The 10,979-nt window shown below is 51.0% G+C and carries 12 protein-coding genes and 1 pseudogene; 1 reads left to right on the top strand and 12 read right to left on the bottom strand.

Translation table 11 applies throughout. From position 1 onward, the window contains the following. Positions 1 to 158: 158 nt before the first annotated feature. The 3 genes and pseudogenes from YA0848_RS35090 to YA0848_RS35080 all read right to left on the bottom strand — a co-directional run bounded on the left by YA0848_RS35090 (position 159) and on the right by YA0848_RS35080 (position 3,638). Complete coding sequence (locus tag YA0848_RS35090) at positions 159 to 1,574, bottom strand: heavy metal sensor histidine kinase (RefSeq protein WP_019818107.1); 1,416 nt, start codon at positions 1,572 to 1,574, stop codon at positions 159 to 161. Continuing rightward, complete coding sequence (locus tag YA0848_RS35085) at positions 1,571 to 2,245, bottom strand: heavy metal response regulator transcription factor (protein ID WP_019818106.1); 675 nt, start codon at positions 2,243 to 2,245, stop codon at positions 1,571 to 1,573. Before YA0848_RS35085 ends, YA0848_RS35090 begins: the two co-directional genes overlap by 4 nt. 486 nt (positions 2,246 to 2,731) lie before the next feature. Continuing rightward, positions 2,732 to 3,638: pseudogene (locus YA0848_RS35080) on the bottom strand (cation diffusion facilitator family transporter). Positions 3,639 to 4,486: 848 nt separating this feature from the next. Between YA0848_RS35080 and YA0848_RS35075 the strand changes: the two are divergent. After that, a complete protein-coding gene (locus YA0848_RS35075; protein WP_073845723.1) occupies positions 4,487 to 5,227 on the top strand; it encodes an NADPH-dependent F420 reductase in 741 nt (246 codons plus the stop codon). 485 nt (positions 5,228 to 5,712) lie between these two features. Here YA0848_RS35075 and YA0848_RS35070 read toward each other — a convergent pair whose 3' ends face one another. The 9 genes from YA0848_RS35070 to YA0848_RS35030 all read right to left on the bottom strand — a co-directional run. Next, on the bottom strand, positions 5,713 to 5,937 hold the full coding sequence (locus YA0848_RS35070; protein WP_019818103.1) for a hypothetical protein: 225 nt from the start codon (positions 5,935 to 5,937) through the stop codon (positions 5,713 to 5,715). An 83-nt stretch (positions 5,938 to 6,020) separates the two neighbouring features. Further along, complete coding sequence (locus YA0848_RS35065) at positions 6,021 to 6,626, bottom strand: DUF3275 family protein (protein ID WP_019818102.1); 606 nt, start codon at positions 6,624 to 6,626, stop codon at positions 6,021 to 6,023. Between the two features lie 77 nt (positions 6,627 to 6,703). After that, positions 6,704 to 7,039 carry a hypothetical protein gene (locus YA0848_RS35060; protein ID WP_019818101.1) on the bottom strand — a complete coding sequence of 112 codons (336 nt, stop codon included), beginning with the start codon at positions 7,037 to 7,039 and terminating at the stop codon, positions 6,704 to 6,706. 74 nt (positions 7,040 to 7,113) lie between these two features. Next, a complete protein-coding gene (locus tag YA0848_RS36885; RefSeq protein ID WP_019818100.1) occupies positions 7,114 to 7,611 on the bottom strand; it encodes a hypothetical protein in 498 nt (165 codons plus the stop codon). Positions 7,612 to 7,719: 108 nt separating this feature from the next. Further along, entirely contained in the window at positions 7,720 to 8,256 is a 537-nt protein-coding gene (locus YA0848_RS35050; RefSeq protein ID WP_019818099.1) for an STY4534 family ICE replication protein, read from the bottom strand. Positions 8,257 to 8,351: 95 nt separating this feature from the next. Continuing rightward, positions 8,352 to 8,603, bottom strand: a complete 252-nt coding sequence (locus YA0848_RS35045; protein WP_008437363.1) for a hypothetical protein — start codon at positions 8,601 to 8,603, stop codon at positions 8,352 to 8,354. 304 nt (positions 8,604 to 8,907) lie between these two features. Then, the gene (locus YA0848_RS35040) at positions 8,908 to 9,207 is read right to left on the bottom strand and encodes a hypothetical protein (RefSeq protein WP_073451708.1); all 300 of its coding nucleotides are present in this window, start codon (positions 9,205 to 9,207) and stop codon (positions 8,908 to 8,910) included. Positions 9,208 to 10,138: 931 nt separating this feature from the next. Beyond that, positions 10,139 to 10,579 carry a type IV pilus biogenesis protein PilM gene (gene pilM, locus YA0848_RS35035; RefSeq protein ID WP_019818097.1) on the bottom strand — a complete coding sequence of 147 codons (441 nt, stop codon included), beginning with the start codon at positions 10,577 to 10,579 and terminating at the stop codon, positions 10,139 to 10,141. 57 nt (positions 10,580 to 10,636) lie between these two features. Further along, the coding region (locus tag YA0848_RS35030; RefSeq protein WP_198731574.1) for a hypothetical protein at positions 10,637 to 10,979 on the bottom strand (343 nt) is incomplete at its 5' end.

Below are 10,979 nucleotides of genomic sequence, written 5' to 3'. Positions count from 1 at the left end.
GCGCGGTATATGTGGCTGCTCGCCATATTTTCGGGTAGGGCTGCCTTCCCCTCTAGACGTCGAGCTAAAGACCAAAACAATACGGCAGCCCTCAGGCATTAAAGCTTTCAAGTAAAAAAGAGAGCTCTTCTAAAATCGGCCCCCTCCATATACGGGACCTAGGCTGCGCCCATTTGCGTTTGCTTCATTTGGGTGTCGGGAAAGTTGAGGTGAAACCAGGTAAAATTCTGATCAGTCACTTCTACGCTCGCAGAACCCTGATGCAATCCCATAATTGACTGTACTATAGCTAGGCCCAGACCCGTACCACCTTCATTTCGTGCTCGGCTTTTGTCTACACGGTAGAACCGCTCGAACAAATGCACCTGGTGTTCCTTGGCGATTCCGCGCCCCGGGTTACCAACACTCAAGGTAGTTCCGTTAGCACCGCGTTGAACTTTCACGTAAACCGTCCGGCCTCTTGGGCAGTAGCGAATCGCGTTCGAGACAAGGTTCGAGATGGCTCGTTGAATCATTATCTGATTGCCACGCACCACGCCATTTCCTGTGAGCTGGAGTTGTATTTCGCCTTCTTCGGCCGTAATGCTGAAGAGGTCGCAGACCCGCTGAATTTCGTCGAGCAAACAGACATTTTCGAATTCTACCATTGACGCGGGGTGGCTGACCTGGGCTAGAAATAGCATGTCGGAAACCATTCGACTCATGCGGTCCAACTCTTCCGTGCACGACTCCAAGACTTCTCGGTACTCAGGAAGAGACCTTTCCCGGGTCAGCGCAACCTGAGCCTTACCCATGAGATTGGACAAAGGTGCACGCAGTTCGTGAGCAAGATCGTCCGAGAACTGCGATAGCTGCTGAACCCCATCATCTAGACGCATCAGCATGATATTGATTCCATCGCCGAGCTTCTTCAGTTCTGCCGGCATCCCCTTCGTTGGTAGGCGATGATCAAGGCTCTCGGTGGAAATTTTCGAGGCAATCCTCAAGAACTTGGTCAGAGGCAGTAGTCCTCTGCGCACAGTCCACCATCCAATGGCCAAGATCAGCAAGAGAATAAGAGGCGAGACCATCAGCGCCCAGGTTAGCAATGCATCGAGCAGGGCTTGGTTGGCTGACTGGTCCATGGTCATGAACACACTAACTTCGGTTCCATCGCCTAGATTCATTACTCGCGAAGCGCTAAGTAGCGGGCGACCCGTGGAGTCACGCCACTCGTGCTGTTTAACCTGCTCGGTTGGCTTGAACTTGTGCACTTCCAGGTTGACTGCCTTCGAACCTATTGAGAGCAGTGGAGTTTGCGTTTGTCCTGACTCAAAGATGCTGACGTACAGATTATTGTGCCCCATGACCAAGTCAACTAGCTGGTGCGCGTCTGGATTGACATCAGCGATACTAGTGATAGCGGATAGGTTGTGAGTCATACCCGCCATTTTCACTTCGAGGTCCATTCGGGAGTTTCTCTCGAGAGCTTGGCTCACCATCACATACCCAAAGGTGGCGAAAAGGAGGAGCAGCGCTGCGCTCATCAAACCGACTTTGAATCCCAGCTTCACAGCCAGACTGAACGGCCTCATGCGCGCTCCTCCAGAACGTACCCTATGCCTCGAAGTTTATGTATGAGCTTGGTCTCAAATGGATCATCGATCTTCGAGCGTAATCGCCGGATAGAGACGTCAATAACGTTATTATCGCAGTCAAAGTTCATGTCCCATATCAGCCAGATGCTCTGAGAGCGTGTAAGTGCTTTGCCAGCTCGACTAATGAGAAGGTGCAGGAGAGCAAATTTCTTGGTGTTGAGGTCTATGCGTGTAGATCCACGGAACACCCGATGGCGCACAGAGTCGAGCTCTACATCCGAAATTCTCAGCGCGTTTTTCTCAAAAAGCTCGTCGCCACGTCTTTGCAGCGAGCGCATGCGAGCAAGCAGCTCGGGAAACTCGAAGGGCTTGACGAGGTAGTCATCTGCGCCACCGTCCAAACCCTTGAGCTTGTCGTTGGTTCGTCCCCAGGCAGTCAGCATAATGACGCGGACCCGGCTGGTTTCTCTAATGACTTCCAAAAGGTCCAAGCCATTGATGTCAGGGAGGTTCACATCGAGAAGCAGAAACGAATAAATATTAGTATTGAATAAGTGAGCGGCATCAACACCATTGTTTGCTATATTTACGATGTACCCGCTTTCAGAAAGGCCCTGCTGAAGGTATTCTACGTTTTTGGTTTCGTCTTCCACAACTAGAACGCGCATAACTTATCTCAGGATGTGAGTAAAATAATAGTCCAATCGGCCGCCAGTGTGGTTATACGCTGATTGGTAGTACTGCTGTGTGCTTGGTGTTTAATTTCATTATTTATTTTCATGCGCATTACATTAACTCAATAATAACTGATCCTAGCGCGAATTGGCTAAATGCGCGTAAGCTTTGCAAATTTGTAATTTTTGCGCAATATTATTGATAGTTATGATAAATTGATTGTTTGGAATAATCGAGAATCTGTCAATGGTAAGGTTTTTAAGGCCAAAGCTGGCGGATGCCTTCAGTGCGCGTAGCAGGCGAATCTGCCTGAAGGCTCCTTTAATATTGGCCGCCGGTCAACTCGATTAGTCGTTAAATTTAGAGGTGGCAGTAATGCATATTTAAAAGCGCGTATAGTCTTGGGGAACGCATCTTAAGTCGATTTTTCTTAGGGCTTCTGCCTGCAAATACAACAATTAGCGTCATCAAAAAAACGACTAGTGTGAAGGCTTCGGAGCATTATCATGAAAGGCTGCTTGCTCCATTTGAATCGTGCAGTGATGAATTTCGAACGATTTACTCACCGCGTCAATGACTGATGCGAGAATAACATCTCGATTTAATGAATCTCGCACGACTACGTGCGACGTCAGGATATTGCGGCCACTACTTAGAGCCCAAACATGCAGATCATGGACCTCCATGACCCCATCTACTCCAAGTATCAGGGACTCTATTTCCGCAATATTGAGATTGTCGGGTACCCCTTCCATAAGTACCCCCCAAGCTTTCGCGCAACAACTGCCAAGTACGTGGAAACACCCATATACCGATTGCTACGGCGACAATCGTATCGACCCAGCTCCAACCTGTAAATCGGATGACAAGTGCCGCTATGATCACGCCCAATGAACCAAGCATGTCGCTCCAGACTTCAAGATAGGCTCCCTTGAGATTCAGACTTTCACTGCTGGCAGAGGAGAGCAGACGCATCGATATCAGGTTCACAAAAAGACCCCCAATTGCGATCCACATCATCGCACCGGTAGCAATCTCCGACGGTACTAGCAAGCGCTGATACGCCTCGTACAAAATGTAGGCAGCGACCATAAAGAGTAATAAGGCATTGAACGTTGAGGCTAGGATCTCTATGCGAGCATATCCAAAAGTCCGTTTCTGGTCCGCTGGCCGCTTGGCTATTTGGAGAGCAATCAGTGAAATTGCCAGAGCAGCAGTATCTGTGAGCATATGTGATGCATCAGACAGCAGGGCTAGGCTGCCGGTAACGCATGCTCCGATAACCTCCGCAATCATAAAAATACCAGTCAGGGCAAGCGCCATGAGTAGTTTTTTCTGGTGTCCTTCACGTAGAGCGGCACCGCCATGAGCGTGATTGGATCCCACATGCTTCTCCTTGCCTAATGTAGTGGTTGGCTTCAATCTAGATTCTCATCGCTACAAACAAAAACACAAATATGGATCCTACCTTTCAGAACGGCTAATAAAACTCATTTAAACTAATTGTAGTTTAGGATGAAAGTATGTTGTTGGTATGCGATTTTTTGCAGACCTGCGTCTCCTCTAGCCGGCGATACGGTGCTAGTCAACAGCCTACTTTGACACGGCTCAAAAAAAGAAGGTTCCGCTGGGATTGTGTCAGAATTGTAATTCTGCTGTAGCTATCTCGTTATCCGTCGTCAAAAATAATACGGCTAGCTAAAAATTTACGCTACGTAGCGGTGTCGCTAAGCACAGACACGAAATTACCTCAAACTCCTCGCAACGCTGCTGAGTAACATAATTACCTAGTTTTTTAACGCCGGCCGCGGTCAATATTTTCATCGCAAATTCTGATTCCTTAATCACTGAACTATCTCGTAAGGAAGAAACCGCGGGTTTTGAAATGATGCTCGGCGATACGGAGCTCGAGAGTGCCGTTCGATGTGAGGGGTTAGGTCGATGACACCGTTGAGATGCGGAACGGACTGAGGCTTAACCATTAACACCGATTGTCGAAAGTGGTCGTCGCTACCGACCCAAAAGGGGCGAATGGCGGTAATTTGGATGCCGCTAGACGCTGGCATCGTGTGCCGATTACCGACAGCGTAACCTTTCATTCTTGAAGAGTCGTATTTACCTGAGTCAAGCGACATGCGTGCTCACCCCAGATCGCAGCGGCTTTGCGACACGCTTGATTCATTCGCACACCTAGCCAGGTAGCAACTTGAATATTGGTTGTGGGTGAGGAGGTTATTGAAGTGAAAATCGGAGTTAGCGGCGCCGGCAATATTGGGGCTACCCTTGCCCGCAAGCTCGTCGCGTGCGGCCATGAAGTTAAGCTGGCAAATTCGAAAGGCCCCGAAAGCCTTCAAAACCTGGTCAGTGAAATCGGCGCACACGCTGTGACCAAGGAAGAGGCAGTGTCCGAGGTAGGCGTTGTGATCCTCTCGATACCCTTCCCAAAATATCCAGATCTCAAACAGACGTTAAAGAATGTCCCCGAGAAAGTCGTTGTCATTGACACGTCCAATTACTATCCGGGACGCGACGGGGCAATCATAGAAGTTGACGACGGCAAGCCCGTGAACGTTTGGGTAAGCGAGCAGTTTAGCCGCCCGGTCATTAAGGCTTGGAACGCCGTCCTTGCAGCGACTCTTGCCGACAATCGGCAACCAACTGGATCTTCGACACGCATTGGCTTACATGTAGCAGGGGATGACACTCATGCAGAGGCCGTCGCGCAGGATCTCGTTGAGGATACGGGCTTTATCGCGCTTGCCGCTGGTAGCCTTGAAGATTCGTGGCGTCAGCAACCAGGAACACCAGCCTACTGCACCGAGCTAACATTGCCGGAGCTGAAGATGGCGCTGGAGGCGGCAGACAAGGTACGGGCACCTCAAAACCGAGACGCACTTATCGCAAAATTTATGGTTCCCGGCAGTCAGTTTACAGATGAGCAAATTGTTGCCACAAATCGCGCTAGGACGGCCTGACTACCGGATTAGGCGGGATTCTTTGCTAGAATTTCGCCTAATTGATCTAGTCGCTAAACTCATCTCTTTACGTAAACAGGGCACTGCAGACGCGTGCCTAACTCAGCGTCTGGATGAGGCCGCGAATTTCCTAACCTGTCCTGTATCGCGGCCTAGGCCACGTCACGTTGTTCAAGCATCCGCTCAATCTCAGCGCCAGCTAAAGCGTCGCAAGCGTGCGGCGTGGTCTACTACCGATCTCAACTATTAAGGCGTTGGCGTCAGGAAGGCGTGTTTACCGGACGCTTACCTTCAAGGAATTCCGGGCAACACAGAAACAAGAACGCCGATTTGATTGATGATGTTCGTGCGAGCAAACACATCTAACAAACCGGCGTTCTTATGTGCGATATTATACTTTTCTTCCTTTTTGGGAGGGCTTTTCTGTCGTTAACACAAAGCCTGATGGTGATGCCCTCCAGATCGATCTGACTCCCCGCGCCAAACTAGACCGTCTCGTTTTGAAATAGTGGGCTGTGCCCAGTGAGAAAGATTTGCCCCAGGTATTTGGGGCGAAGGGCAACGGCGCCATCGGCTTGTTCTGCCGTCATTTCGAGCTCCTCTACGAAGAAGTCCCAAAGCTCCTCATTCGTCGATACCTCGTTATTGGCGAGCTGATCTTCGATGTTTTCAAGGATTTGTTGGGTCAGGTTATTGAAGATTAGATTCATGTGCTGCTCCTGTTGAGTCGAGGAGCGCCCAGGAGGGAGCCTCTCATGAATGTGCCGATTGGCTTGGCGTATCGCCGGCATCGTTAGGTATTGGAGATATTCCATACCTGCAGTTTGAAGTTGTGTAAATAGCCGAGCTCCGAGAGCCGACTGCACTGTTGGCGTAGTTGCTGACGATCAACAGTTGTGTCCAGCCTGACTGTATAGCTTAGAGGCCAGATTGTGCCGAACAACTCGGCATCTGCCTCGAGGTCGTTGGTTGCGCCGGTCGGGGTCATCCCGAACGGGGCATCCTCTTTTGATACCTGTTTATTGGTGGCCGGTAGGGCGGGCGGATTATTACGCTGCACAGGCTTGGAGAGGTTGGAAGAAGACTCTTCATCCATAGGGTCAGGCTCGTTTGGCGAGAGCCTGGCGGCGTCTTCTGGTGTCAGATTGTCGACGTCGTCGAGGCTCATGCTTTCCAGCCTTGCACGGATCTCAACGATCAGGCGGCCTGCTGTGGAGTAATACGAAGGACGGATCTCCGTTATCAGAAAGTCGCCTCGGTATTTGCCTTCATCGTACTGATCGAGGAGTGCGTCTTTGATCACGAACTCACCGATAGAGGTCGAAAGCCGTCCGACGTTGAATTCGCCATTACGGCCGCTGATGGTACGGATGGCCAGTTGGCCGGGGATGTTGATCATGGGCAGCTCCACACTGCTACGAATGAAAAAAGCCCGACAGGTGTCGGGCTTTGGGCAGTGCTGTGATTGTCGAAGGATTACGGGCAAGAAGTATGAGTTTCTTCCTTGAGTGAGATGTACAGATAGAAAACGCCTGGCGGTGATTCTATACGGTCAAGTTTTAGGTCCAGCCAGACTCGATCAGTGCTATTGCCGGCAGGCAATAAACGATAGAGGCCGAAATGGATCTGTGTGCTGTCAGGTTGCAAGTGCAGTTCTCGGTAGGCCTCCAGGACAACTTCGCCCAGTCGCTCACTGACAACACTTGCATCCTGAGGGTTTTCAATATGCACCGCTTCCTGCCAGGCCCGGGGTGTTAAAACGACCGGGAGCTTGAGCAGGTCAGACGACACGAGGTTAGTGGTGCTTTGCATGTTTATCTCCAGGTGTGAGAAACCACCCGGCCCGTCCGGGAAGTGGTTTCCCGGTTAGGTATGTTTTGGTTATGTCAGGACCAGCACACGTGGCGTTGTGTCCAGAGGTTGAGGTCAAAAGCTTGTTTCGCGGCATATTCGCTGCGGTAGTATTCTTCGGACTCCCTTGATACCGGTTCAAACTCATCAGCGGTACCAATGTAATAGCCCGCAGCGCTCTTCAGTATTTGGAGGGGGTACTCGATACCGCACTCGGCGAATGCAAGTTTCCCGTATGCAAAATCCGACACAATGTATGGTTCCGGTGTTATTAGCTGCTGCTGGTCTTCTTCAGTAAAGCGTGACCAACCGCCACCATTAATGGCCGCGTTCACTCCTTCGCCCCAAGCTCGACTGAGCGCAGGAACGGTTTTGAACAGCTCGGGTACGATCGGCTGGCCGGCGCGGTACGCGTCGGCACCCAGAATATGAGCCTCGATCTCAGCCTCATATTGGGTAATCTCGTCGCCATAGATTTCCGCTTTTGCATAAGCAACGCGTATATCGAGAGATTGCGTAAATAACGTGTTCATAAAGGTGAGTCTCCAACGGACGAGAATCACCGTGCCCGGAAGGGAGGTGTTCCCTGCGGACTTTGATAATAATGAAGGCACCCGAAGGGTGCCTTTCAACAAAGTGAATCAAGATGCCGTACGCTGCTGTTTAGCGGGCGTTGGCTTGGATTGTTCCTCTGCTACTGGCTCGGATGCTTCTTCGCTTGCGAGCTGTGCTTCAGGTTCCGCTTCGCCGTCTTCAACAACTGGTTCTACTTCACGAGGCTTTGCTTCATAGACGGTTTGGCCATCCACCTTGATCCAGCCGATAAACAACAGGCGTCCCTTGAGGCTTGCTCCAGGTTGACCTTTTTTATCGCCTTTCTCGTAGGTAAATGCGTCGGTCCAGATATCACCGATGCGGAAGCTCACAAGGACCTTCTTTCCGGCTTCAACGGCTGCTTGGCTGCGACGAATCAGCTTTTCAGCTTCAGCGCCGACCACGTTGCAGTCGATATAGGAATACTCGGCATCATCCATCGAGCCGCGCAGAGCCGCAACGGTAACTGCCATGAATGGCTTACCTTTGCCGCGAGGTTTCACTTCACGGATACGGTTGAGATAACCGATACCAGTGGTGTGAAGGTCGAAGAATTTTGCTTCGTTGGATTGATTAGTGCTCATGGTGATTCTCCAGTTTCGAAATAACAGAAAGCGGAGAAACACTTCGCCCTAGGGGGAAAGTATTCCCCGCGAGGGTGGGTGGAGCTTAAGGTTGTTTAATGCATCAGCTTCATTGCAGCAATCATTACACCGACAGCTGCAGACAACATGACGCCCATGCGAATGGTGAGCTTGACTTCAAGCTGTGAAATCTCAGATTTGAACTCTGCAGCAAGAGCAGTTAAATCTGCCTTGGTAGCCAAACGTGAAAGCATGTCGGTCTCCAAAGCTTCAATAACAGCATTTGCCTTCTGTTCCGGGACGTTAATCGAAATCAACGCCTGGTAGAGAGCCAGTTCAGTTTTCATCAGACCTCCAAAAGTGAGAGGCCTGCCCTGACGGGGTAGGCCCGTCATGGGTGGGAAAGGTGCTTCCATCGACTAAGTCGACTGATCGCGCTACCGGAAGCTATGGCGATCTTGGGAGTGGATCAATGCAGAAAACCGCATCGTAGTCTTGCGGATCCAGACTACTTGGGCATGTTGCTGACGACGTCAGCGATACATGTGCAGATCATGGAAATACGATTGTCGCTTGTCAAGCCCCTACCGTGAAAACTCTGAGGAAACCTTCCCTTTGGGAAGGCTCCCTACAGAGGCGAAGGACGCAGACTTAGCAAGTTGCTGGCACCAACGAGCGTGCAGCTGGCTTCTTACGCGGTTTCCGAGCTGGCTTTTCGACCACTCGAGTGTTAGCCGCGTACCAAAGGTTCAGGTCGACACCTTTACGAGTTATTGCCGGTACATGATCCATCTCACGTACGAGACGCTCAGGTACGCAGGGCGGTGGAAGCAACGGAGCTGCTTTGGTATGGATAGCTGTGGGCGCAGCGCTGGTTTTCTTTACCGCACGCAGAAACTGTCGCGTGATGGTGCCAAGCGCGAAACCGAAGCCATAAGCAAGTTTGGACATGGTGATTCTCCTGCAGGTTGAATGCGGAGAACCCACTGACCCCGTTGGGGAAGTGATTCCCCGCGAGGTGAGTTGCATAAGGTGCTTCCATCGACGATTGTCGACCGACCGCGCTACCAGAAGCTCAGCGGTCTTGGGCGGATCTGACACGAACATCGTGTCGCAGTCTTCAAGATCCTGACTGCCTGGGCATGATGCTGACGACGTCAGCAAAGCACGTCCATATCATCGAAGGGGGGATGGTGATGTGTCAAGCGGAGAGGGATATTTCGCGGAGGGCAAAGAAGGTTCAGGTCGACAGGAGAAGCTACCGAGAGTAGCTGGGTCAACAGTCACTCTCGGATGTAGTAAGTAGCGTCTTTCAGAAAAAAATACCACCTGTGCGGGATGAAGGCGTTGTTGATCCCTGGGCTGTGATCTGAACGTCTTACTTCCAACACCTGGCCGATTATCGTGGCTGAGGCCAGCTAGCATAAGGCACGCATCCGCGCACAAAGGGAGCCCTGCGTTTCGCCGGCGGGCCACCGGCAAGGAAAAGCAGCTACCAATAGGTAGCCTGATCATCCTTTGCAAGATGATCAGGCTACCTATTGTGTGAGCTTTAAAAAGTGTGGGCCACAACACCAGTGTGGCCCTTAGACTACGGTGCTTCGAACCTCAACAGAGCCCTATGTGCCTTTGAACTCGCAATTCACGAGTTAGACGGCTGCGTGTCTGGCTTGAACAGGGAGACACAGGGAGAGCTCTGAACCAGGTCCGCACGCCCTTCCCGGAGCTATGCGTGCTTTGGGGTTGGTGATGAGGCAAGCCGCATCACCGGGCGCTACTGATGACCGCCAGTAGCCAACGGGGTGGAAACGTTGTTGTGATCATTATGTTGATAGGCCGGAGCTTATGCAACCCGGCGCCTTTCAAAGTCGGTCGACTCAGACTAATTGACTGCGACGACCGCACCTTCGGGAACAGGGGACGGAATTGCTATACCGGTCGCCCCAGTTATCTGTGAAATCAGCATTCCTGAACGCTTTAAACCAACGGTAGTTGTCTTTGTCAGGTCTACCAGCACAGAAGGCAAGCCTGACGGTGCAACCCCATCAAAATAAGTATAGGCCGTTCCTGATGAGATGTAAGAACCTACGCCCACAGGTTTCACAAACCACCCAGGTAGGTTGAGCGCAGAATCGCTCGGTACTCCGCTGAAGCCCGGGTTGGCCTGGGCATATTCGGTAGCGGCAGATCGGTACACCAGAAAGCCGCGACCCAGTGAGTCGAGGGTAGCGTAGTCGGATGTACGTTGGTCCTGATGTTGGTTCTCCATGAAAATGCTGGAGGCAATGAGCACAATCATCAAAACGAGCCATTGCATTGTCATGATATGAGCTCCATCCACAAAATGGTGGTTGTTACCACCTACGCGTCAATAACAAAACTATTTCGTGAGGATAATCAATGTTAAGCAAATTCCTACTAGGCCAAGCGCAATGACAGTCCACTTTGCGGCTCGCTTGATGCTCATTGGTTTGCGTTGTGGATTGATTAATTCCATAGTGGCGATCTTTTTTACTAAATAACGACCAGAGGCCGTTGGTTGTAACTTGTAAGTGAACTCGCCGACCTCGAATGCCTCTTTTTCTTCTAGTGCGCGACGCCATAGCACAGTTGAGCATATCCTGCTTCGGGTGCTTAGCCAGGTCTGTAATTCTCCAGCACTATACTCAACGTTATTCTCAAGCGTCTGCACTGCAATAATCCCCATAAACATACTATAAAAC

This window comes from Pseudomonas sp. S4_EA_1b (assembly GCF_016307435.1).
Classification (GTDB): Bacteria; Pseudomonadota; Gammaproteobacteria; order Pseudomonadales; family Pseudomonadaceae; genus Aquipseudomonas; species Aquipseudomonas rhodesiae.
This window is presented reverse-complemented; position numbering and strand designations above follow the sequence as displayed.

Bases quoted from the DNA above. Each gene is read 5' to 3' on its own strand.
- YA0848_RS35090 (WP_019818107.1), bottom strand. From the start codon at position 1,574: ATGAGGCCGTTCAGTCTGGCTGTGAAGCTGGGATTCAAAGTCGGTTTG.
- YA0848_RS35085 (WP_019818106.1), bottom strand. From the start codon at position 2,245: ATGCGCGTTCTAGTTGTGGAAGACGAAACCAAAAACGTAGAATACCTT.
- YA0848_RS35070 (WP_019818103.1), bottom strand. From the start codon at position 5,937: ATGAATCTAATCTTCAATAACCTGACCCAACAAATCCTTGAAAACATC.
- YA0848_RS35065 (WP_019818102.1), bottom strand. From the start codon at position 6,626: ATGATCAACATCCCCGGCCAACTGGCCATCCGTACCATCAGCGGCCGT.
- YA0848_RS35060 (WP_019818101.1), bottom strand. From the start codon at position 7,039: ATGCAAAGCACCACTAACCTCGTGTCGTCTGACCTGCTCAAGCTCCCG.
- YA0848_RS36885 (WP_019818100.1), bottom strand. From the start codon at position 7,611: ATGAACACGTTATTTACGCAATCTCTCGATATACGCGTTGCTTATGCA.
- YA0848_RS35050 (WP_019818099.1), bottom strand. From the start codon at position 8,256: ATGAGCACTAATCAATCCAACGAAGCAAAATTCTTCGACCTTCACACC.
- YA0848_RS35045 (WP_008437363.1), bottom strand. From the start codon at position 8,603: ATGAAAACTGAACTGGCTCTCTACCAGGCGTTGATTTCGATTAACGTC.
- YA0848_RS35040 (WP_073451708.1), bottom strand. From the start codon at position 9,207: ATGTCCAAACTTGCTTATGGCTTCGGTTTCGCGCTTGGCACCATCACG.
- pilM (WP_019818097.1), bottom strand. From the start codon at position 10,579: ATGACAATGCAATGGCTCGTTTTGATGATTGTGCTCATTGCCTCCAGC.